The 22984-nt window shown below is 67.0% G+C and carries 19 protein-coding genes; 12 read left to right on the top strand and 7 right to left on the bottom strand.

What is annotated here, in order from left to right:
* The first annotated feature begins 20 nt into the window (after positions 1-20).
* From O5O53_RS09115 to O5O53_RS09130, 4 genes are all read left to right on the top strand, one after another.
* On the top strand, positions 21-674 hold the full coding sequence (locus O5O53_RS09115; protein WP_269511534.1) for a porin PorA family protein: 654 nt from the start codon (positions 21-23) through the stop codon (positions 672-674).
* Positions 658-2076 carry an MmpA family trehalose lipid delivery protein gene (locus tag O5O53_RS09120; RefSeq protein WP_269511536.1) on the top strand — a complete coding sequence of 473 codons (1419 nt, stop codon included), beginning with the start codon at positions 658-660 and terminating at the stop codon, positions 2074-2076. Before O5O53_RS09115 ends, O5O53_RS09120 begins: the two co-directional genes overlap by 17 nt.
* Before the next feature lie 168 nt (positions 2077-2244).
* Positions 2245-2481, top strand: coding sequence for a three-helix bundle dimerization domain-containing protein (locus O5O53_RS09125; protein ID WP_181889203.1), 237 nt, complete (start codon positions 2245-2247; stop codon positions 2479-2481).
* 336 nt (positions 2482-2817) lie between these two features.
* Complete coding sequence (locus tag O5O53_RS09130) at positions 2818-3270, top strand: DIP1984 family protein (RefSeq protein ID WP_239306166.1); 453 nt, start codon at positions 2818-2820, stop codon at positions 3268-3270.
* Here O5O53_RS09130 and O5O53_RS09135 read toward each other — a convergent pair.
* Genes O5O53_RS09135 through O5O53_RS09145 form a run of 3 tightly spaced genes read right to left on the bottom strand, consistent with a single transcriptional unit; the run spans position 3262 to position 4992 of the window.
* Positions 3262-4320 (bottom strand): glycosyltransferase family 4 protein, encoded by a 1059-nt coding sequence (locus O5O53_RS09135; RefSeq protein WP_269511539.1) that lies wholly within the window; start codon positions 4318-4320, stop codon positions 3262-3264. The genes O5O53_RS09130 and O5O53_RS09135 overlap by 9 nt on opposite strands.
* The gene (locus tag O5O53_RS09140; RefSeq protein WP_239306164.1) at positions 4317-4700 is read right to left on the bottom strand and encodes a type II toxin-antitoxin system VapC family toxin; all 384 of its coding nucleotides are present in this window, start codon (positions 4698-4700) and stop codon (positions 4317-4319) included. Before O5O53_RS09140 ends, O5O53_RS09135 begins: the two co-directional genes overlap by 4 nt.
* Before the next feature lies 1 nt (position 4701).
* Complete coding sequence (locus O5O53_RS09145) at positions 4702-4992, bottom strand: type II toxin-antitoxin system Phd/YefM family antitoxin (protein WP_181889207.1); 291 nt, start codon at positions 4990-4992, stop codon at positions 4702-4704.
* Positions 4993-5027: 35 nt separating this feature from the next.
* Between O5O53_RS09145 and O5O53_RS09150 the strand changes: the two genes are divergently transcribed.
* A complete protein-coding gene (locus tag O5O53_RS09150) occupies positions 5028-5771 on the top strand; it encodes a class I SAM-dependent methyltransferase (RefSeq protein ID WP_269511542.1) in 744 nt (247 codons plus the stop codon).
* Here O5O53_RS09150 and O5O53_RS09155 read toward each other — a convergent pair.
* Both O5O53_RS09155 and O5O53_RS09160 read right to left on the bottom strand, forming a co-directional pair.
* Positions 5768-6025, bottom strand: coding sequence for a hypothetical protein (locus O5O53_RS09155; RefSeq protein ID WP_269511544.1), 258 nt, complete (start codon positions 6023-6025; stop codon positions 5768-5770). The two genes, O5O53_RS09150 and O5O53_RS09155, sit on opposite strands and share 4 nt — an antisense overlap.
* Positions 6026-6568: 543 nt before the next feature.
* On the bottom strand, positions 6569-8395 hold the full coding sequence (locus tag O5O53_RS09160; RefSeq protein WP_181889209.1) for a phosphoenolpyruvate carboxykinase (GTP): 1827 nt from the start codon (positions 8393-8395) through the stop codon (positions 6569-6571).
* Between the two features lie 271 nt (positions 8396-8666).
* On the opposite strand from O5O53_RS09160, the gene trmB reads away from it, so the two are divergent.
* The 7 genes from trmB to O5O53_RS09195 are packed head-to-tail and all read left to right on the top strand — an operon-like array spanning position 8667 to position 16590.
* Entirely contained in the window at positions 8667-9437 is a 771-nt protein-coding gene (gene trmB, locus O5O53_RS09165) for a tRNA (guanosine(46)-N7)-methyltransferase TrmB (RefSeq protein WP_269511546.1), read from the top strand.
* A 2-nt stretch (positions 9438-9439) separates the two neighbouring features.
* Positions 9440-10114 (top strand): NYN domain-containing protein, encoded by a 675-nt coding sequence (locus tag O5O53_RS09170; RefSeq protein ID WP_239306160.1) that lies wholly within the window; start codon positions 9440-9442, stop codon positions 10112-10114.
* A gap of 10 nt (positions 10115-10124) precedes the next feature.
* On the top strand, positions 10125-12431 hold the full coding sequence (locus O5O53_RS09175; protein ID WP_269511549.1) for an MMPL family transporter: 2307 nt from the start codon (positions 10125-10127) through the stop codon (positions 12429-12431).
* Entirely contained in the window at positions 12421-13416 is a 996-nt protein-coding gene (locus O5O53_RS09180) for a lysylphosphatidylglycerol synthase transmembrane domain-containing protein (RefSeq protein ID WP_269511552.1), read from the top strand. The genes O5O53_RS09175 and O5O53_RS09180 overlap by 11 nt, the downstream gene beginning before the upstream one ends.
* 58 nt (positions 13417-13474) lie before the next feature.
* Positions 13475-14926: an FAD-binding oxidoreductase gene (locus O5O53_RS09185; RefSeq protein WP_269511555.1), complete on the top strand. Its 1452-nt coding sequence runs from the start codon at positions 13475-13477 to the stop codon at positions 14924-14926.
* A 16-nt stretch (positions 14927-14942) separates the two neighbouring features.
* Positions 14943-16229: an SAM-dependent methyltransferase gene (locus O5O53_RS09190; RefSeq protein ID WP_269511558.1), complete on the top strand. Its 1287-nt coding sequence runs from the start codon at positions 14943-14945 to the stop codon at positions 16227-16229.
* Positions 16230-16239: 10 nt separating this feature from the next.
* Positions 16240-16590: a DUF3054 domain-containing protein gene (locus tag O5O53_RS09195; protein WP_269511561.1), complete on the top strand. Its 351-nt coding sequence runs from the start codon at positions 16240-16242 to the stop codon at positions 16588-16590.
* Positions 16591-16711: 121 nt separating this feature from the next.
* On the opposite strand, the gene O5O53_RS09200 is transcribed toward O5O53_RS09195, so the two are convergent.
* The gene (locus tag O5O53_RS09200) at positions 16712-18253 is read right to left on the bottom strand and encodes an acyl-CoA carboxylase subunit beta (protein WP_269511564.1); all 1542 of its coding nucleotides are present in this window, start codon (positions 18251-18253) and stop codon (positions 16712-16714) included.
* On the bottom strand, positions 18250-22959 hold the full coding sequence (pks13, locus tag O5O53_RS09205; protein ID WP_269511566.1) for a polyketide synthase Pks13: 4710 nt from the start codon (positions 22957-22959) through the stop codon (positions 18250-18252). Before pks13 ends, O5O53_RS09200 begins: the two co-directional genes overlap by 4 nt.
* Between the last annotated feature and the right edge of the window lie 25 nt (positions 22960-22984).

Below are 22984 nucleotides of genomic sequence, written 5' to 3' on the forward strand. Positions count from 1 at the left end.
CACCCGGTAGGGTGACACGGGTGAACCTGCGACGCCGACTTGCCGCCTGCCTCGGCATCATCGTCGTGTGCGGCGCGCTCAACCTCGCCTCCCCCATCGTGATTGCGCAGCAGCGCACCCTGGATCCGGGCGAGTACACCATGCTTTTCGACGGCACGTCGCCCCGCACCCGCACCATCGAGCTCACCAAGGCCCCGAAGAGCCTGGACGCGGTAGTCACGCTGGACGGCGAAGAGGTGGACGCGTTTCCCATCGACCCCTCCACCGCCTTTCCCGCGAAGGGGCGCGCCGGGCTGGGGCCGCTTTTGCCCTACCGCCCGGAGCGGCGCACCTACCCGATGTTCGACTCCACCTCCGGCGACGACGTCGGGTTGGACTACCTGGGCCCCGGTTCGGTGCGGGGGCTGGACACGTACAAGTACTCCGCGGCGCTTTCGGACGGCTGCGTGCGCACCGTGGATGCGGAGCGGCGCACCGGCCGCATCGTCGACGAGGTGTGGGACTGCGGCGCCGACCAGTGGGTGCTGGCCGAGGAGACCAAGGCGGCGCAGGTGTCGGCGGCGGGGCGCGACGTGGCGTGGCTGCGGGGGCTGCAGGTGATGTCGGTGGTCACCCGCGTCGTCGCCGCGGCGGCGTTTGTGGCGGGCCTGGTGATGTATGCGCGCCGCCGTTAGCCGCTGGTGGGCGCCCGCGTACGGCGCGCTACTGGTGTTGTCGCTGACCTGGCCGTTTCTTATGCCCGGCGAAGCGTTCGCGCTGCGCGACATGATGGTGTTCGATGCTATGGCGCTCACCCGCGCCTCGCTCGGCTGGGGTGATCTGGCCGCGCGCAATGTGCCGCAGGACGCGCTGTTGGGGATCCTGCCGTGGCCGGTGGCGTTCGTGCGCGTGTTCATGGTCGCCGCTGCCGGGTGCGCCGCGTGGGCCGGGCACCGGTTCGGGCGCACCCCGTTCGGGCAGGCGGCGGCGATGACGGTGGCGGTGTGGAACCCGTTCGTGGTGGAGCGGCTGCTGCAAGGGCAGTGGTCGCTGGCCGCGGCGGCGTGGCTGCTGCCGTTGGTGGCGTTGGGGTGTGTGCCGGCGTCGGGCCTGGCGCACTGGTTGGCGTCGCTGACCCCCACCGGCGCGCTAGCGGCGGCGTGTTTTTCCCGCGGGTGGCGCGGAGTTGCGGTCAGCGTGTGCACCTGCCTGCCGTGGGTGGTGGCGGGTGTGTTTGCCAGCACACCCGGCACGTCCTCGGCCGCGTCCGCCGCGGCGTTCGCACCCCGCGCAGAGGCCTACGCCGGCACCCTCGGCTCGCTGCTGGGCCTGGGCGGGATCTGGAACGGGCAGGCGGTGCCGGCCTCCCGCGAGCTCGGGTTCGCGCTGTTCGGGGTGGCGCTGTGCGCCCTGCTCGCTTTGGCTTGGCGGTCGGTGCCCCGCCGTTTTCTGCTGCTGGCGGCGCTGGGGTTCGCGGTGGCGTTGGCGTCCTGGGCCGACCTGACCACGCCGCTGATCCAACATCTGCCCGGCGGCGGGCTGCTTCGCGACGGCCAAAAGTGGCTCGTCCTCGCCATCCCCGCCTTCGTCGCCGCCGCAGGCACGCTCGAGCCCCGGCGCGCGCTCGCCGCCGCCGCGTTCGCCCTGCTCCAGGTCCCGGACGCGCCGATCGCCCTCGCGGCGCTGACCCCCACCTCCATCGAGGTCCCCGCTGTCGACCACCGCGGCCGCGACGTCCTCTTCGAATCCCGCCCCGCGCTTGTGCCTATCGACGGCCATCCGGTCGTCGACCCCACCCCCAAAGCCATGAACGTCGTCGAATCTGGCGCGCTGACGGTGGACGGGGTGGCGGTGGACCCGCCGTCGCTGCGGTGGACGGCGGCGCAGGCTGCCTTGGACGACCAGGAACGCCTGCGCGAGCTGGGCGTCGGTGTGGTGGTGCGCGCCGACGGTTCCGTGGCCGAGACTGGTGAGCCCGCGCGCCCACTACCGCCTGCCGGGATCGCGTTGTTCGCCCTGTGGTGCATGGTGCCATTGCTACAGTGTGTCCGAAATCACACGGGAGCGCACCGAACCCCCTCACCAGCACATTTCTAAAAATTAGTTGGCTCCGACCAATTAATGACAACTTCCAATCATTGACCCTCTTGCATCGTTCACTTTTCGTCGCTTAAAGTGAACGCCAAGTTAACAACAGGTTACGTACATGCGTAACCCTGAGCCTAGAAAAGGAGCAGATACAGCTTCTGCAAGGAGGAACACAACATGGCTAACACAATTGACTTCAGCATCATCCGCGAGCGCGCACTGCGCAACATCCGCGAGGACCTGCTCGCCGAGTACGCCGGCAAGTTCGACGCACTCGAGATCAACGACGCGTTCGATGCTGTCCTGCGCACCCACCGCAACTCCGCTGTGATCGAGGACTTCATCCCGGTCCTCGTCGAGGCCGAGATGCGCGACCGTCTCCGCGACGGCGAGCTGTTCCCCTCCGCGGCGTAAACCCGCACAACCCCAACGCCCAGCCCTTCCCAGCGGCTGGGCGTTTTGCTATGTTAGATCGAAACTGTCGGTAGCGGAAAGCTCGCCGGCACCCAGCGAACGTCAACCCCACGCGTCCGGGGAAAAGGGCGCACTCATGGCGCCTTGTGGCCGTATCAGGGCTGAAGCGGTTCGATTCCGCTCACACGCACAACGCATGCGGCCTGCACGACGCACACGGGCACGACCCCCACCACAGGGTTGCACCGAGCACTGTTTACTACCGCGACGTTGGGGGTGCCCCGGGCGGATCCGCGAGGGTTGGGAACGGGGACAGAAACGTACAAGGAGGCACTCATGCTGCTCGCAGAGGCACTGGCGCGACGCGCCGAGGCGCAGGACCGCCTGAACAAGCTGCAGGAACGCCTGGTGCAGGGCGCGATGATCCAGGAGGGCGACACACCCGTCGAGGACCCAGCGGCCATGCTCGAGGAGGCGGCCGCACTCCTGCAGGAGATTGAGACGCTGGTGCGCCGCATCAACCACACCAACGCGCAGACCGCCTTCGAGGGCGCCACGCTCACCGACGCCATCGCGCGCCGCGACGCGCTGCTGCGCTCCCGCCGCCTCTACGCCGCCGTCGCCGACGCCGGCACCATGACCGGCTCCCGCTATTCCCGCTCCGAGGTCCGCTTCGTCCCCGCCGTGGACGTGAAAGCCCTGCGCGACATGGCCGACAGCGCCGCGAAGGCCTACCGCGAGCTGGATACAAAGATCCAGCAGCTCAACTGGACAACTGAGCTACTTTAGGGCTCCAATAATCATCGCGAACCTCCGGCCGGTCTCCTCCCAGGAGAACCGCGCCGCCCACTCGCGCGCCGCGGGAGCCATTGCTTCTCGACGCCCAAGGGTCTCCCCCACAACCTGCTCAAACTCCTCGCCGGGATGCACCAGCCGACCAGTCTCGCCGTCGCGGATGGAGTCGGCGACCCCACCTGCGGACGCGTACGCCACGGTGGGCACGCCGTGCTGCGCCGCCTCGATCACCGCGATCCCCCAGCCCTCCTTGCGCGACGGCAGCAGGTGCACCGCGGCCCGCTCAAGCAGCGCGTGCTTGTAAGCCTCGGAGACGTGCCCGTGGAAGACCACCTTGTCGCCGTGCGGGGCGGCGTACTCGCGCAACTGGTCCTCCCACCAGCCGGAACCGACCACATCCAGGACGGCGCCATCCATCCCCGCCACCGCGTCGATAGCCTCCTCGATGCGCTTGTGCGGCACCAGGCGGGAGAGGGTGACCAGGTGCAACCTTTGGTCGTCGTGAAGCACAGGCGTGTGCGCCGGCACCAGGTCGACGCCGTTTTCCACGATCTCGATGTCCTCCTCACGCACCCCAAGCGCCACCAGGTCGCGCTTCGAGGCTTGCGACACCGTCACGTACTGCGCACCCCGGTACACCCTCGGCGCCACCCGCGACTCTAAGAACCACCCCAGGCGGCGGATCAGCGGGCCCGCCACCGGCCACTGCTCCTTGTGGCAGTGGTGCGTCAGCAGCACCACGGGCTTTCTCGTGAACAGCCGCGCAAAAAATGGGATGCCATTTTGCGTGTCCACGACCACGTCCGGCCGGTTGCGCCAAATCGATAGCGGCGCCGCAAGGTACACGCCGAACTTTCCCCCGGCGCGCTCGTAGCGCACCCCTTTCCTGCGAGAGCGCCTCGGCGCGTCCGTGTGCGTTGAGGTGCGGTAAATCACCTCGTGGCCCTGTGCCGCCAGGTACTCCCCGACGCGCTCGAGATAGCGCTCCGACCCGCCGCCTTGCGGGTGGGTGGAGTCGCGCCAGCACAAAAGCAGTATCTTCATGGCGCGATAACCTCGAGTCCCACTTCACGCGAGGCGTCAGCGAGGCGACTGTCATAGGTGAGCATCGCATCGGCCTCCAAGTCCAGCGCGGCCTGCAGATGGATCGCATCCAACGTTCGAAGGTACGGCATGGGCAGCATGCTCGCGCTGCGCAGCGTCGCCCGGTTCAGTTCCGCAAGCGAAATGCCGCGCAGGATCAGCGTGACCTCTCCCTGGGGCCTGCCCAAGCGCACCGCCAGCCGCCGCAGCTCAATCTCGAGCAAGTCCGACGAAACCACCTCGCACTCCCCCGCCTCGAGCCACAGCCGCATCGCGTGCGTGTGCGGCTCCGCTTTCAGCAGGCAGGCGATGGCTGACGTATCCGTATACACCCGCCGCATCCTAGAAGCGGTCCTCGCGCATATCATCGAGCATCTCAGCCAACGGCTCGCCATCCGCCGGCTCCACCGGAAGGTCCAGCCAACCGCCGACACGGGTGGCGGGCCGTGTGATGGCCAGCCGCGGCTTCGGCTCGTCGAGAGGCACAAGTCGCCCCACCGGCTCGCCGTTGTTGGTGACAACGAAGCTGTGCCCCGCCCGCACCGCGCGCAGGATCCGCGCAGAGTCGTTGCGCAGTTCGCGCTGCGATATCCTGCGCTCGACTAGCGATTCGTCGTATCCCGGCGTGGCCATGCACCGCACTGTAGCACGGTTGCTACGGTATGCCTATGCACCGTACCCGCCGGATGGCCACCCTTTCCCGCTCGCTCCGGCTGTTGCGCGCGTTTTCCTACGAACAATTCCGCCCGTGCATCTTCTACTCCATGCTCGCCCGCGATACGCGTTCGCTTATCGACGCCCTCTCGCACGACCTCCTGGGCACCCCCGTCACCGGCCAGTCAGTGCTAGATGTCGGCGGCGGGCCCGGCTACTTCGCCGACGCCTTCTCCGACTGCTTCTACATCGGCCTGGAACCAAACGTCTCCGAACTGTCGGCGGCGGGGATCTCCGGCTTCGGCTCCGTGCGCGGCGACGGGGCCGCACTGCCCTTCGCCGACGATTCCTTCGACGTGGTGTACTCCTCCAACGTGGCCGAACACATCCCGAATTGGCAGGCCATGGGCGAGGAGATGCTGCGCGTGGCCAAGCCAGGCGGGCTGGTGGTGCTCAGCTACACGGTGTGGCTCGGGCCGTTCGGCGGGCACGAGACGGGTCTGTGGCAGCACTACGTCGGCGGGCAGTACGCGCGCCGTCGATACGCAAAAGTGCACGGCCGCGACCCGAAGAACATCTTCGGCGAGAGCTTGTTCGCCGTCTCCGCGGGCGAGGGCCTCGCCTGGGCGGAGGGCACCGGCCAGCTCGCGGCCGCATTCCCCCGCTACCACCCGTGGTGGGCGTGGTGGGTCACCCGCGTGCCGCTGCTGCGCGAGTTCGCGGTGTCGAACCTCGTGCTCGTGCTGCGCAAGGGTTAGTACTGGGGCTTCAGAGCCAATGTCCGCTGCACACGGTCTAGCCGCTTCATCATTCCCAGCGACTGGGGAGCCATAGCGTGAGTCAGGCCGTAGATCTCACTCAGACGCGCCGCATGATCAACATAAAGGATCTGCTCCTGATGACTCACTCGATTACGGAGCTTGCGCAAGGCATCCAAGCTGCACCCCACAGCGTAGGCGGCCTCCACCTCTTGCGGAACTGTAAAGCCGTAGGCGTACTTTGCGTTTTCCACGAACTTGGGGCTAAGTCCCGGAAATGCCTTTCGCAGTGCAAAACGCCATAGGTTCTCGTGCGCCGTGAAGCCCGAAGCAAGGGGGCACGCCGACGTGCTGCTTTCTCAGCTGCACTCCGGCCGTCTTTAGCCATCCTTCCAACCAAACCCGTAGCGGCGTGGCGGCATCCTCGAGCCAATCTATAGTCCGTCCGTTATCCGCGTTCCATTTCCTCAACGCCACATCGATGCGGTTACGCATAAGCGGCTCAAACAACGCGATTGTCTCGTACCAAGCGGCCGCCACTGAAACCTGCCAGATGTACAGCGACTCGATCTCGCCTCTACCGACCTCAGCTATAGCCCTCCCACTTCGGGCTACAACATCAGCCTCATATGCTTGGATCCGAGCACTGCTAAGGCTTCTTACAAGTTCCCCCGCCATCCCGATGAGAATAGCGAAAGGCCTGCCAAACGGCAGGCCTTAAGCTTTATTAACAACAGATCCTGTCTGAAGTTCTCCAGCAGCAACGATACAACATCACTGCCGTGCTACTCAAGCGTCTACTTCGTCGCAGCGTGGATGCGCTCGTCCAGCTTCTTCAGCTGGTCGAAGATCTCCTGCGGCACGCGGGATCCGAGGCCTTCGAGGTAGCGGCGGGAGTCCGCGACGTCTTCCTTCCACAGCTCCGGGTCGGCGGTGAGAGCCTCGCGCACGTCCTCGATCGGGGTGTCCAGGCCGGTCAGGTCCAGGTCTTCGGCGCGGGCGGTGTAGCCGACCACGGTCTCGTCGGCATCGACCTTGCCCTCGATGCGGTCGATGACCCACTTGAGCACACGCGAGTTGTCGCCGAAGCCCGGCCACAGGAAGCGGTCGTCGTCGCCGCGGCGGAACCAGTTGACCAGGAAGATCTCCGGCATGCGGTCGCCGCCCTTTTCGCCCATGTCCAGCCAGTGCTGGAAGTAGTCGCCCACGTTGTAGCCCATGAACGGCAGCATGGCCATCGGGTCGTGGCGCAGGGAGCCGACCTTCGCCTCCGCGGAGGCGGCGGTCTGGCCGGAGGAGAGCATCGCGCCGATCATGGTGCCGTGCTCCCAGTTGTGGGCCTGGGTGACCAGCGGCACGGTGTCCGGGCGGCGGCCGCCGAAGAGGATGGCGTCGATCTTCACACCCTGCCAGTCGTTGAACTCCGGTGCGGCGGCCGGGCACTGCTCGATGGCCACGCAGTAGCGAGAGTTCGGGTGGGCGGCCTTGGAGGAGGATTCCGGCGTCCAGTCCTCGCCGCGCCAGTCGATGAGGTGGGCGGGCTTGTCGCCGTCCATGCCTTCCCACCAGATGTCGCCGTCGTCGGTAAGTGCGACGTTGGTGAACAGGATGTTGCCCGGCTCCATGCTGCGCATGGCGATCGGGTTAGAGGCGTAGTTGGTGCCCGGCGCGACGCCGAAGAAGCCGTTTTCCGGGTTCACGGCGTACAGGCCGTCCTCACGCAGGTGCATCCAGGCGATGTCGTCGCCGACAACCTCGGCGGTCCAGCCGTCGAGCGTCGGGGTGATCATGGCCAGGTTGGTCTTGCCGCAAGCGGACGGGAAGGCGGCGGCGATGTGGTAGGCCTTGCCCTCCGGGGAGGTGAGCTTGAGGATGAGCATGTGCTCGGCCATCCAGCCCTCTTCCTTCGCCATTACGGACGCGATGCGCAGGGCGTAGCACTTCTTGGCCAGGATGGCGTTGCCGCCGTAGCCGGAGCCGTAGGACCAGATCTCCTTGGTCTCCGGGAACTGGGAGATGTACTTGGTGTCGTTGCACGGCCACGCCGCATCTTCCTGGCCCGGCTCGAGCGGGGCGCCGACGGAGTGGAGGCAGTGCACGAAATTCTCGCCCTGGATCTTCTCCAGCGCCTGGGTGCCCATGCGGGTCATGATGCGCATGGAGAGCACGACGTAGGCCGAGTCGGTCAGCTGGACGCCAAGCTTCGGGTCCGGGTCGGAGATGGGGCCCATACAGAACGGCACGACGTACATGGTGCGGCCGCGCATGGAGCCGGTAAAGTGCTCCAGCATCTCCTCCTTGAGCGCGGCCGGCTTCATCCAGTTGTTGGTCGGACCTGCGTCTTCCTCGTTCTCGGTGGAGATGAAGGTGCGGGATTCGACGCGCGCCACGTCGGACGGGTTGGAGCGGGCGAGGAAGGAGTTGGGGCGCTTTTCCTCGTTGAGCTTGATCAGGGTGCCTGCCTCGACAAGTTCGGCGGTGAGGCGGTCCCATTCTTCCTGGGAGCCGTCGGCGAAGACGACCTTGTCGGGCTGGAAGAGCTCGACCGCCTCGTTGATCCAAGCGATTAGCTTTTCGTTGTCGGTGGGGTTGGTCCCCTCCAGGCGCTTGATTTCGGCGGTCATACGTACTCCTTGTTCAACTGGTTATGGCCAGTGCGCGTGCGAAATTCATCGTTGTTGCGTCACAAGAGTATCGAAACGGGCGTTCATCTGGCCAAAAGTTCCGACCAATCCGCGCCCACTGGATATAACCAGACCGCCCGAGCACGACCTTTGCTGCAAGCGGGGGTGACGCCCTACCCCCGCCGCCCGTTCTTGAGCCTTCGCTTTACGACGCCTTCGGGGGTGCCCCGTGGAGCTTGCGTTTGCCCTGTTCATGTGGACAATAAATCTGATGAATAATACTGAAAATTTGCGTCCGGGAACGGGCGAATTGCCGGCGGGCCGCCCGCTGCAAACCGAGTTCGACACCGGCCTGGACTACCCGCGCCTGGGTTCCGTGACCTTCCGCCGCGGCACGTTGACGGAAAACCAGGAGGCCCTGTTCGACGAGCATTGGCCGCGCCTGGGCCGCGTACTGGCGGAGGGCTCGGACGATCCCATCGACGTCGACGAGTGGTTCGGCCGCTCCGGCCACCCCACCATCGTCGAGATCGGCTCGGGCACCGGCACCTCCACCGCCGCGATGGCGCCGCTGGAGGCGGACACGAACATCATCGCCGTGGAGCTGTACAAGCCTGGACTGGCCAAGCTGTTGGGCTCGGTGGTGCGCGGCGGCATCGACAACATCCGCATGGTGCGCGGCGACGGCGTGGAGGTGCTGGCCCGCATGTTCGGCGAGGAGTCCCTCGACGGCGTTCGCATCTTCTTCCCGGACCCGTGGCCGAAGGCGCGCCACCACAAGCGCCGCATCATCCAGTCCGGCACCCTGAACCTCATTGCCACTCGCTTGAAGCCGGGCGGTGTGCTGCACGTTGCCACGGACCACGCGGATTACGCCGAGTGGATCGACGAACTCGTGAACGTCGAGCCCTCCCTCGAGTACAAGGGCTGGCCGTGGGAGGAGGCACCGCTGCTCACGGACCGGCAGGTGATCACTAAGTTCGAAGGCAAAGGCCTGGACAAGGATCACGTGATCCGCGAGTACCTGTGGGAGAAGAAGTGAGCATGGATCTGCAAGCGCTGTCGCACCCGTACACCCCAGGCGCACCCGCCGGCCCGGAAAGCTACCTGCTGGTGTGGGATGCGCCGAACTTGGACATGGGCCTCGGCGCGATCCTGGGTGGACGCCCGACTGCGGCGCACCGTCCCCGCTTCGACGCGATCGGGCGCTGGCTTATCGACGAAGCCGAGGCCCGCGCCGACGAGCTTGGCCGCGACATCGAACCGGAGGCGACGGTGTTCACCAACGTCGCCGCCGCAGGCGCGGATTCCATCCGCCCGTGGGTGGAAGCGCTGCGCAACGTCGGTTTCGCGGTGTTTGCCAAGCCGAAGAGCGACGAGGATTCGGACGTGGACCAGGACATGCTGGCCCACATCCAGCGCCGCCGCGACGAGGGCGTACTCCAGGGCGTCGTGGTCGCCTCCGCTGACGGGCAGAACTTCCAGGAGCCGCTGCTCGAGCTGGTCGACGCCGGCATCCCGGTGACCGTCCTCGGTTTCCACGAGCACGCCTCCTGGGCGGTGAACTCCCCCGACGTGGAGTTTGTGGACTTGGAGGACATCCCGGGCGTGTTCCAGAACCCGCTGCCGCGCGTGAACCTGGACCGGCTGCCGGACGGCGGCGCGTGGCTGCAGCCGTTCCGCCCGCTGCGCTCCCTGCTGCACAACACCCGCGACTAGGAGGCCGGAGATGTTTTACAAGTGGGGCCGTTTCGCGTTCCGCCACCGCCGGATCATTCCGCTGGTGGTCATCGTGCTCATCCTGGCCATGCAGGTGCTGTTCGGCTCGAAGCTGGGCGAGCGCCTGTCCCAGGAGGGTTGGGAGGATCCGGGCGCGGACTCGACCACGGCCGCCGCGATCGAGCAGGAGACGTTCGGCCGCGACAATTCGGGCGATGTGATCATGCTGGTGAGTTCGCCGGAGGGCATCGATAGGCAAGAGCTTCTCGATGAAGCCAACGCCCAGCTGAGTTCCCTGCGCGACCAGTTCCCCAACGAGGTCGCCCACGTCACCAGCTATTTCGAACGCCCCAACCCGCAGCTGGTCAACGCCGAGCACACGAAGGCGTTCGCGGCAATCGGGCTCAAGGGCGACGGCGAGCAGACGCTGAAGGATTTCCGCACCATCAAGCCCGCGCTCGAGGCGATGGAGCTGCCGGGCGCGACCGTGCAGGTCGCCGGCGCGACCGCGGTGGCCGACGCGCTGGACGAGGGCATGGCGGCCGACATCGCCCGCGCCGAGAAGATCGGCCTGGTGTTCGTCGCCGTCATCCTGTTGTTCGTCTTCGGCGGAGTGGTCGCGGCGGCGATGCCGCTGATCGTGGGCATTTTGTCCATCATCGGTTCGCTGTCGCTGCTGTCGGTGTTGGCGCAGTACCAGCAGGTGAACATCTTCTCGCAGTCCATCATCACGTTGCTTGGCCTGGGCCTGGCCATTGATTACGGCCTGTTCATGGTCTCGCGGTTCCGCGAGGAGCTGGACCGCGGCGCGGACGTCGAGGAGGCGGTGGCGGTGACCACCAACACCGCCGGCAAGACCGTGTTCTTCTCCGCGCTCATGGTGGGCGTGGCCCTGTCCGGTCTGCTGATGTTCCCGCAGGCCTTCCTCAAATCCGTGGCCTACGGCGCGATGAGCGCGGTACTGCTCGCCGCCGTGATCTCGGTGGCGGTGCTGCCGGCGCTGTTCGGCATGCTTGGCCCCAAGATCGACATGTGGTCGGTGCGCAAAGCTTCTCGACGTGCACGCCGCCTCGAAGACACCGTGTGGTACAAGATTCCGGCGTGGGCGATGCGACACGCCAAGGCCGTCGTGGTCGGCTGCGCGGCGCTGCTACTCCTGCTCACCGTGCCGATCGTGGGCATCACGTTCGGCGGCATCAACGAGACGTACCTGCCGCCGAGCCAGGCCACCCGCCAGGCCCAGGACGAGTTCAACGAGGAGTTCCCCGCCTTCCGCACCGACCCGGTCAAGCTCGTGGTCACCGGCGCGGACAACCAGCAGCTGGTGGACATCGTGATGCAGACCCGCCAGGTCGAGGGCCTGGCCGTGCCGCTCAAACCCGCGCACGCCACGCAGGACGGCACCACGGTGCTTTCCGCCCCGTTGGCGGATAGGGCCGGGGGCGCGGACGTCGTGAAGCAATTGCGAAACATCGACACCCCCGAGGGCGTCGAGACCTACGTCGCAGGCACCCCGGCGATGGAAACCGAGTCCATCGAGGCGCTGCTGAAACGCCTGCCGTGGATGGCGCTGTACATGGTCATCGCCACGTTCCTGCTGATGGCGCTAGTGTTCGGCTCCGTGATCCTGCCGGCGAAGGCCGTGATCATGAACGTGCTCGGCATCGGCGCCACGCTCGGCTTCCTCACCGCCGTCTTCGTCGACGGCCTCGGCGCCGGCGCGCTGAACTTCACCCCGGGTCCGCTGATGAGCCCGATCCTGGTGCTGATCATCTCCATCCTCTACGGCCTGTCCACGGACTACGAGGTCTTCCTGGTCTCGCGCATGGTGGAGGCGCGCCAGGACGGCGAAAGCACCGACGAGGCGATCAAGCGCGGCACCGCGCACACCGGCGGTATCATCACAGCCGCGGCGCTCATCATGATCGTCGTCGCCGCCGCCTTCGCGCTCAGCGAGATTGTGATGATGAAGTACATCGCCTACGGCATGATCTTCTCGCTTGCGCTCGACGCCACCCTGATCCGCCTGCTGTTCGTGCCTGCGGTGATGCACCTGCTGCGCGAGGACAGCTGGTGGGCGCCGCGCTGGGTCAAGCGCCTGGCCGGCGCGTTCGGGGAGGGCTCAAGCCTATCGACGCCACCGCGCACCGAAACCCCCATCGCCCACATGGTGCCCGACACCCAACCCGGCCGCGCGGGAGTGTCGGTGTCCGAGGATGCCTCGCTGGTGCCGTTTACCCAGCTCATACGCGACCTGGAGGAGCGCCGCGCACGCCAGGCGCTGGAGCAGCTGAAGAAGAAGGAACTTGAACGCTAGGACGTGGTGGCAGTGGCTGCGCTGGCTCGCGCCCGTGGCCATCATGGTGGTCGTGCTGGTGGTGTTGCGCGACCAGCTGCCGTTTTTCGGGGAGGCGTGGAGGGCCGTCGGCGCGGCGTCGACAGGCCCGCTGCTGCTCGCGGTGGCCACTGCGGTGCTGTCGCTGGCGGCGATGTCCGGGGTGATGCAGATCCTGCTCAACGTGGAAGGGCGGATTACGGGGGTGGCGCGCACCAACGCGATCGTGTTCGCCTCCAACGCCTGGTCCACCACGGTGCCGGGCGGGCCCGCGCTGTCGGCGTGGCTGACGTTTAGGGTGCACCGGTCCTGGGGCGCGTCGGTGGGGTTGTGCGGCTGGTTCTTCGTGGTCTCAGGCGCGCTGTCGACGGTGTGGATGGTGCTCATCGGCGTGGTCGCCGTGGCGCTTTTGGGCGCGGAGCTGTCCGTGTGGTCGCTGGTGGCGTCGCTGGCAGTGGCGCTGGCGACGATCGGCGCGGTGTTCTGGGCGACCCTCCACCCTGCGGTGCTGAAGCGCTGGGTGCGGTTTCTGCCGGAGAAGGTGCGCGGGCGGGTCGTGGACGTGATCGACCAGGTCTCCGCGATCCGCATTTCCGCGCCGGCGTTTTTCGCAGCGGCGGGGCTCTCTCTTGCGAACCGGCTATTGGACCTGGCCACGATGGTCTTCGCCGTGTGGGCCGTGTCCGGCCAGGGCGCGCCACTTGCCGGGGTGTGCCTGGCATTCATCATGACCAAGCTGGCCGGCTCGGCCCAGGTCACGCCCGGCGGGCTCGGCACGGTGGAGCCCGTGGCGGTGGGCATGCTGGTCGCCGCCGGGTTGCCGCTGGCCCACGCCACGGCGGCGACGGTGGTGTACCGGGCGGTGTCGTTCCTGCTCATCACGGCTATCGGGTGGGTGGTCTACGCCGCGGTATACGCGGGTCGTGGCTTCATGGTCGGGCGACCGGCCGCTGGCGAAGCCGTTTGAGCTTGCGTGACGTTTTATCTCGTGCACGGTGCGCAACTTGGGTCTATTGTGGCACTACATGAGCGTTTCCAGGATGTTTTACGGTCGCAGCGTGGATTTCGAACGCGTCTTGCCGGTCGGCTGGCACGCGCACGAAGAGGGGGTCGCCGCGCTCCTCGAAAGCTTCCAGCGGGTACCGGACGTCCAGCGGGTGCGCCTGGCGAAGAAGACGTCGAACCTCTTCCGCTCCCGTAGCGCCGGCGGCGCCGGACTCGATGTCGAGGGCCTGCGCGGCGTCATCGCCGTCGACCCGGTGACGAAAACAGCCGACGTGCAGGGTATGTGCACCTATGAGGACCTCGTCGACGCCACCCTGCCGTACGGCCTCGCGCCATTGGTGGTGCCGCAGCTAAAAACTATTACTCTCGGCGGCGCAGTTTCCGGCATGGGCGTGGAGTCCACCTCCTTCCGCAACGGTCTGCCGCACGAGTCCGTGCTCGAGATGGACGTGCTCGTGGGCACCGGCGACATCGTCACCTGCTCGCGCAACGAAAACGTCGCGCTCTTCCGCGCGTTCCCGAACTCCTACGGCTCACTCGGCTACGCGGTGCGCCTCACCATCGAGCTCGAGGAGGTCGAGCCGTTTGTCGAGCTCCAGCACATTCGCTACAACGACCTCACGGCCTTCCAGGACGCCCTCGGCGACGCTGCCGCCACCGGAGAATGGGCCGGGCGCGCCCTGCACGGCCTCGACGCCGTCGCGTTCTCCCCCACCGAGCAGTACCTAGTCTGCGCCTTCCGGGTGGGCCAAGCGCCGGGAACGTCCGACTACACGCGCGATGCCGTGTACTACCGCTCGCTTCAGCACCCGTCCGGAGTGCACCACGACTTCCTCACCGTCCGCGACTACATCTGGCGCTGGGACACCGACTGGTTCTGGTGCTCCCGAGCCTTCGGCGCCCAGCACCCGAGGGTGCGCAAACTCTGGCCGCGCGAGCTGCGCCGCAGCGCGTTCTATTGGAAGCTCGTGGGCTTGGACAAGAAGTACGACCTCGAGTACCGGTTCCTGAAAAAGCCGAAGGGCCTGCCGCGCACTGAGCGAGTTGTGCAAGACATCGAGGTGCGGGACACACAGGTCGCCGAGTTCCTCGACTGGTTCTTCAAGGCCAGCGACATCGAGCCGGTCTGGCTGTGTCCAATCCGGCTTCGGGACGGCGTCGATACGCTCGCCGGCGTTGGGCTCGATGACCAGGCACCGTGGCCGCTCTACCCCCTCGAGCCGGGGACGACCTGGGTGAACGTCGGCTTCTGGTCCGGCGTCCCGGAGGTGAAGCCGGGGGCCTTCAACAGGGTCATAGAGCGAAAGGTCTCCGATCTCGGCGGGCATAAGTCCCTGTACTCGGAGGCGTTTTACGACCGCGCCGAGTTCGAGCGTCTCTACGGCGGGGATCTACCGGAGCGCATGAAGGCCCAGTACGACCCGGACCGGCGCTTCCCGGGCCTCTACGAAAAAACAGTGGAAAACGCGTAGGAGAATGACCATGCACATGACCGTCGCAGATATCGTCGACACCCTCTTCCCCGGTGGCACGCCGTTCAAATGGGAAGCCTTCGACGGCTCCTCGACGGGCCCGGCAGACGCCAGGCACACCGTGAAGGTGAACAGCCCCGAGGGCCTGTCGTACATCGTCACCCACCCCGGCGATGTCGGGCTCGCCCGCGCCTGGGTCACCGACGGTCTGACTGTTGAAGGCGCGCACCTGGCGCACCCCTACGACGTCTTCGACGACATGCGCACCCTCTACCACAATTACAAGCGCCCGAACCCGCGCGAACTTGTGCGCATCGCGCGCTCCCTGCGCTCCATGGGCGCGCTGCAAATCCAGCCCATTCCAGAGGCGGAACAGGCCTCCTGGCTCGAGCGGACCATCCGCCAGGGCCTCGCCCCACACTCGAAGGAGCGCGACGCACAGGTCATTTCGTCCCACTACGACGTGGGCAACGACTTCTATGAACTGTTCCTCGGCGAGTCCATGGCCTACACCTGCGCCTACTACCCCACCCCGGACGCCACCCTCGACGAGGCGCAGGAAAACAAGTTCCGCCTCGTCTTCGAGAAAATGAACCTCAAGCCCGGCGACAGGCACCTCGACGTCGGCTGCGGCTGGGGCTCCATGGTGCGCTACGCCGCCCGCCAGGGCGTGAAGTCCCTCGGTGTCACCCTGTCAAAGGAACAGGCAGAGTGGGCGCAGGCGAAGATTAAAGAGGAGGGCCTCGAGGAGCTTGCGGAGGTGCGCTTCCTCGATTACCGCGACGTCACCGAGACCGGCTTCGACGGCGTCTCCTCAATCGGCCTGCTCGAGCACATCGGGGTGAACAACTACGCCTCGTACTTCGAGTTCCTCGCCGGCAAGCTGCGCCCGGGCGGCGTGATGGTCAACCACTGCATCACTTACCCAGACAACCACAAGACGCCGCAGGGCGACTTCATCAACCGCTACATCTTCCCGGACGGCGAGCTCACCGGCTCCGGCACGATCATCCACGAGATGCAGGACCACGGCTTCGAGGTCTTCCACGAGGAGAACATCCGCTTCGACTACATGCGCACGCTGCGAGACTGGTGCGAAAACCTCAAGGTCAATTGGGACGAGGCGGTCTCGCTCGTCGGTATGAACACCGCAAAGCTGTGGGGCATGTACATGGCGGGCTCGGAGTGGGGCTTTGAACACGACGTCGTCGAGCTGCACCAGGTCGTGGGCATCAAGCTTGATAGCGACGGCTCGCGCGCCGGCACGCCGGAGCGCCGGTGGTGGAACGACTCAGTGTTCTAAAGTGACCATCATGCGCAACACTATCTCCAAGCCTTACGCCATCGCCGCCGACTACGTCGCCATCGCCGCCTTCGCCCTCCTGGCGCGCGCGGCGCACCAGTCCGACGATATGCCGTTCAACTTCTCCGGCTGGCTGTCCACCCTGTGGCCGTTCGCCCTTGGCGTCACACTCGGCTGGCTGATTTCCCGCGAAAACAAGGGCGGGGTCATCTGGATCGTCACCGTGGTCACCGGCCTGGTGATCTGGGGCGTTCGCAATCAGGCGATCCCCCACTGGTCGTTCATCATCGTGGCCACAGTGATGTCCGCACTGCTCATGCTGGGCTGGCGCGGTATAGCCAAGCTCGTGAAGAAGTCCTAGAAGCCGATGCCGAAGTTCCAGGCCGGGTTTCCGGTCTGGATGCCATTGATGAACCAGACCAGCATGCTGATCAGGTCGCCGAAGATGTCAAGAGTAGAAGAAAGCATGGGGTGAAACCTTACTAGAGGGGACTAATGGTGTGTTTCTTAGGCAGGTCGAATTCCTGCTTGGAGGCTAGCTGCCGCAGGGCTCGCCGTAAAGCGATGCGGGTCTGCGAAGGCTCAATCATCTGGTCAATGTAGCCGCGCTCCGCCGCGACGTACGGCGAGGTCATTTCCTGGTCGTAGAAGTCCATGAACATCTTCTTCATGGCTTCACGCTGCGCCGGGTCCTCGATGGCGGCGAGCTGCTTGCCCTGCAGCATCACCACCGCCGCCGCGGAACCCATCACCGCGATCTGGGCGGTGGGCCACGCCAGGTTGATGTCGCCATTGAGGTTCTTCGACCCCATCACCGCGTACGCGCCGCCGTAGGCCTTGCGCACGACCAGGGTGACCTTCGGCACGGTGGCCTCCACGCCCGCGAACGCGAACTTCGCGCCGCGGTGGATCAGGCCCTCGCGCTCCTGCTCCACGCCCGGCAGGTAGCCGGGGGTGTCCACGACGTAAACGATGGGGATGTTGTAGGCGTCGCAGGTGCGGATGAAGCGCGCGCCCTTGTCGGCGGCGTCCGCGTCGATGCAGCCGGCGGCGTACATGGGGTTGTTGGCGACGAAGCCGACGGCGCGGCCGTCGATACGCCCGAATGCGCAGATGAGGTTCTCGGCGTACCCGGACTGGACCTCGACGAGGTCCTCGTCGTCGCCGAGTTGCACGAGCAGGTCCATCATGTCGTAGCCGGCGTTGGTATCGTCGGGCATGAAGGTGTCTAGCGCGGTGTCGTCGAGCTCCTCGTCGGGCTGCGCGGCGACGACGGGCGCGGCGTCGAACGTGGACGTCGGCAGGTGCGCGAGCAGGTCCTTGACGTAGTCGAATGCGTCCTCCTCCGTCGCCACAACCGCCTGGATGTTGCCGGCGGCCTCCTGCACGCGCGCCCCGCCGAGCTCGGCGGAGGTGATGTCCTCCCCGGTGACCTCGCGGATCACGTTCGGGCCGGTGACGTACATCTCGGACTCGCCGTCGACGGCCACGACGAAGTCCGTGGTCACCGGCGCGTAGACGGCGCCGCCGGCGGATTTGCCCAGCATGATGGAGATCTGCGGCACACGGCCCGACAAAGGCAGCTGGCGCTTCGCAATCTCGGAGTACATGGCCAACGACGTCACCGCGTCCTGGATGCGGGCGCCGCCGGAGTCCTGGATGCCGATCACCGGGCAGGAGATCTTGATGGCGAACTCCATGACCTCGGTGACCTTGCGCCCGAACGTCACGCCGACAGACCCGCCGTAGACGGTCTTGTCGTGGGCGTACACGGCGACGGGCCGGCCGTCGATGCGCCCGTAGCCGGTGACAACGCCGTCAGAGTAGACGGCGTCCGGGTCGCCGGGGGTGCGGGCCAACGCGCCGATTTCGACGAAGGAGCCTTCGTCGAGAAGCGCGTCGATGCGCTGGCGCGGGGTGGTGCGCCCGGCGTCGTCGCGGCGCTTCCGGGAGCGCTCGGAGCCCGGGTCCTGCGCCTTGTCCAGGCGTTCGCGCAGGCCGGCGAGTTTGTCTGCGGTACTCATCGCTTCCCCTCAATCCATGCGTTCATGTGCTTGCCGACGATCCCCACCGCCGGCTCGTCCACCACCGCGAGGTGGTCGCCGGGCAGGTGGACGATGGTCAGGTCGTCCACGATAGCGCCCCAGCCGCCGTCCTCGTCGATGTGCGCGTAGTTCGGCTCGAGCTGGATCGCGCCGTCGTGCATGCGCTCGGCGCGGAACAGCAGCACCGGCACGTTCACATCCGCCCAGCGGGTGAAGTCCAGGTGGTTGAGGATCTGGTTGTCCACAAACGACGCGCGCTGGTGCTCGAGCACACCGGCGGCCAGGCCGTGCTCGGAGGCGTCGGTGGTGGCCAGGAACTCGGTGAGCATCTGCAGCAGCGCGTCCTCGCCGGCGGTCTCCAGCAGCTCGTAGGGCACTTCGAACTCGAGGCCGTACGTTTCCTTGGCAAACGCGGCGTAGCGGCCCCAGCGCGCCTTCGTCTCTTCCAGCGTGTCGGGGATCGGCTCGGACGGCTGGGTGGTGTCCAACAGCGCGATGTAGTCGATCTTGTCGTTGCCCAGCTGGTGCGCAACCTCATAGGCCAGCGCGCCGCCGAACGACCAGCCGGCGAGCACGACCTTGCGCCCGTCGGCGATGCGCTCGATGTCCTTGACGTACTCCGCCGCGCGCTCCTCCAGGGAGCCTTCCAGGCGCTCGACGCCGTAGACGGGCACGTCGTCGCCAAGCCTCCGCGCGAGCGGCGCGTACACCGACGACGACCCGCCCGCCGGGTGGAACACGAACACCGGGGAAACCTCGGCGTCGCCGTCGCGGAAGACGCGGATGTTGCCGTCCACAGGTGTTTCCAGCCCCTCGCGCACGAGGTTCGCCAGCGGCTCGAGCGTCTCGGCGCCGAGCACGTCGTCCGCGGTGACGTCGATGCCGGAGCGCTCGGTCAGGTGCGCGGCGATCTCGGCCGCCTGCTCCTTGCTAATCGACGGCAACTCCGACGTCACACCGGCCGCCGCCGCACCCGCGTACTTGGCCCAAGCGCCGAAGACCATGCGCTCGGAGGCGTCACGCGGGGCCACGCCCACACCCTGGGTCTTCTCGGCCGCCGCGGCCGGGTCGCGCGCCTCGTCGTTGTAGGCCAACGGCTGCGGAGCGTCCGTCTTGCCGGCGACGGCGTCTTCGACGATGCGGATCACGTCGGCGACGGAGGCGTCGCGAAGCGTCTGCACCTGCAGCGGCGGAATCTGGAAGTCGTTCTCCACGCGGTTTTTGATGCGCATGCCCATCAGGGAGTCGAGGCCGAGGTCGATCAGCGGCAGCTCGTCGGGCAGGTCCGCGGCGTCGTAGCCCATGGACTCGGAGACGATGTCGCGCAGGCGGTCCGCCACCGACTCGCCGGAGTTGGGGTCCCAACGCACGGCATCTGTCTCGGTGTCTCCCTCGGGGGCGTTGTCCACCGAAGGTTCGTCGTCAAGCGGTTGCTCCATGACGCCCTGCACCGGGGCGCGGTCGATGGTGGAGGCGAAGCCCTCCGCGAGCAGTGTTGCGCCATCGAAGACCTTGATGGATACCCCGCCGAGCGAGGAGGCGACGATGGTGGTCACCTCGCCGTCCGCGGGCAGGTAGCCGTGCTCCTCGGTGGCCACCACGCGCGCGTCGGGCGAGACCTCGGCGGCGGCGGACTCGATGAGCTGGTGCGGGCTGAAGATCTGGTCGGCGGCGGTGGAAAACGCCACCTCGCCGCCCGGCAGGCGCACGCGCGAGCCCAAAAGCGACGCGCGCGACGACGACGGCCGTGCCGGCGTCCAGTGGTCCACCTGTTTAAACACGGTCTTCGGCGCCTGGACCACGTCGCCCGCACCGTAGAACGCGCCGAAGTCCACGCCCATGCCGCCCACGTACAGCTTCGCGGCCAGGTCCAGCAGCGATTCCAGTTCGTCCACCTTGCGCTTGGTGGTGTACAGCAGCTGCGCCTCTGGCTTGCCGGCGGCGAACGCGGTGTTCATCATGCCCATCAGCGCCACCGGGTTCGGGGTGATTTCCACGAGCGTGGTGTGGCCGGCGGCAAACGCGGCCTCGGTGGCGTCTTGGAAGTACACCGGCTGGCGGGTCATGCGCAGGAAGTACTGGTCGTCGTGGACGATCTGGCCGGGCTGGTACACCTCGCCGCGGTCCACGGAGGAAAACAGCGGTACGCGCAACGGCCGCGCGTCAAGACCTGCGATTTCGCCGGCGAGGTCGCCCATGATCGGGTCGAGGGCGCTGGTGTGGCCGGCGCCGCGCACGTTGAGCTTGCGCGCGAATTTCTCCTCGGCCTCGAGCGCTGCCACCACGTAGTCGACGGCCTTGCCCGGCCCGCCGACGGTGGTCATGCCGGGCCCCGCGTACACGGCGGGTTCCACGCCGCGAGCCTGCTCATGCTTCTCGACGAACTCCGCCAACTCCTCGCGGGAGAGCTCCACCACCGCCATCGCACCTTCCTGCTCGGTGCCGGCGATCATGGCTTCGCCCTCGCCCATGAGGCGGGCACGCGCAGTGGCGACGAGGATGCATTCCTCGGCGGACAGGCCGCCGGCGCCGTAGGCCGCGGCGATCTCGCCCATGGACATGCCCATCGTGGCGGCCGGGGTGATGCCGGCGGCGGCGAGCAGGTCGGTCTGGGCGATCTGGATGGCGGTGATGGTGACCTGGCCGTTTTCGGTGTCGTAGGTCAGCTCGTCGTTCTCGATGATCTCGAGCATGGACCAGCCGGCCTGGAACTTCACCATCTCGTCCAGCTCACGCATGCGGCGCGCGAACAGCGGGGAGCGGGCAATGAGCTCCTTGGCCATCTTGCGGTGCTGGGAGCCGAAGCCGGAGTAGACGAACACGGGGCCCATCGGGGTGGGCGCGTCGGCAGCGGCGATGCCGGGGCCGATCTTGCCGTCGGCGACCTGGCGCAGGCGGCGCACGGCCTCCTCGACGCCGGTCGCCTGCACGACGGCGGCGGAGCGGCCGTGGTTGCGCTTGGCCAGCGAGCGCGCGACCGGGATCAGGTCGGCGTCCGCGCGGCCCTCGAGGAAGTCCGCGAGCACACCGGCGGCCTCCTTGCGCCGCGACGGCAACAGCCCCGACACCGGCAGCGCCGCCACGGAAACGCCCTCGAAGGCGGGCTCGTCCTCGACCACGTCGAAGTCATAGTCTGCCGGGTCGAAGTCGGCCACGACCACGTGCGCGTTCGTGCCGCCGAAGCCGAAGCCGGAGATACCGGCGACGCGGCGGCCGGAGTAGCGCGGCCACTCGCGCGGGTCCTGGACAACCTCGATGCGTTCGGCGTCGAAGTCCACGTAGCGGTTCGGTGCGGCGAAGTTGATGGACTCCGGGATCGTGTCGTGCTTGAGCGCCTCGAGCACCTTGATCAGCGCCACCACGCCGGCGGCGGATTCGGAGTGGCCGATGTTGGACTTCGCCGAGCCCAGCAGCAGCGGCTGGTAAGCCTCGCGCCCGCGGCCGAGCACCTCGCCCAGCGCGGTGGCCTCGATCGGGTCGCCGAGGATGGTGCCGGTGCCGTGCGCCTCAACCAGGTCCACCTGGTGCGGGTCCACGCCGGCGTCGGCGTAGGCGCGGCGCAAAACGTCCACCTGCGCCTCCGGGTTCGGGGCGGTTAGCCCGTTGGAGTGGCCGTCGGAGTTGGTCGCCGAGCCCTTGATCACGGCCAAGATGTTGTCGCCGTCGCGCACGGCGTCCTCGACGCGCTTGAGCACCACAAAACCTGCGGCGTCGGCGCGGACGATGCCGTCAGCGTCGTCGGAAAAGGCGTGGATGCGCCCGGTCGGCGAGATCACGCCGAGCTCCGAAAACGCCAGCGTCGCGAACGGGTTTGCCAGGATGTTCACGCCGCCGGCCAGGGCGACGTCGGCCTCGCCGTCGCGAAGTGCGCGCACCGCGTGGTGCACCGACACCAGCGACGACGAGCAGGCGGTGTCCACATTCATCGAGGGGCCGCGGAAGTCGAACGCGTACGAGATGCGGTTCGGGATCACGGCGGAGGACGCGCCGGTCAGCGCGTACGGGTGCGCCTCGTTCGGGTCGGCGGCGATGAGCATGCCGTAGTCGTTGTTGGACGAGCCCACGAACACGCCCACAGGCTCCCCGCGCAGCTCACTGGGCGCCAGGCCGGCGTCCTCGAGCGCCTCCCACGCGATCTCGAGCATGATGCGCTGCTGCGGGTCCATGTTCTGCGCCTCGAGCGGGGAGATGCCGAAGAACTCGTGGTCGAAGGACGCGATGCCGTCCATGTAGCCGCCGTCGGTGTTCTCCTCCGCCATCTTGGTGCGCACCACCGGGTCGCCCAGGTACTCGTCCCAGCGGAGCGGGGGAAGCGGGCCGGTGGCGGAGCGGCCGTCGATAAGCATCTGCCAGAATTCGTCGTTGTTCTTCGCGCCCGGGAAGCGCCCGGCGGAGCCCACGATCGCGATGTCGTGGGAGCTCGTTGCTTCTCGACGTTCAACCTTCGGCGCTTCCTGCCTCTGCGCGAGGAGCGCCTGTGCCAGCGCCGTGATGGTCGGATACTGGTAGGCGACGGTGGGGTCGACCCGGCGGCCGAGCAGCTTTTCCAGCTCGCCGGAGAGGATCACCGCATCGCGGGATGCGAGGCCGTAGGTTTCGAGCGGCGTGGTCGGGTCCACCGAGTCGACGCCGGTGGCGCCCTCGACCCAACTGGTGAGCCACTGGATCAGTTGATGCTCGTTCATAACAGTTCAGAGTATCGGCCCATCC

This window comes from Corynebacterium faecium (assembly GCF_027257105.1).
In the GTDB taxonomy this organism is placed as follows: Bacteria; Actinomycetota; Actinomycetes; order Mycobacteriales; family Mycobacteriaceae; genus Corynebacterium; species Corynebacterium lehmanniae.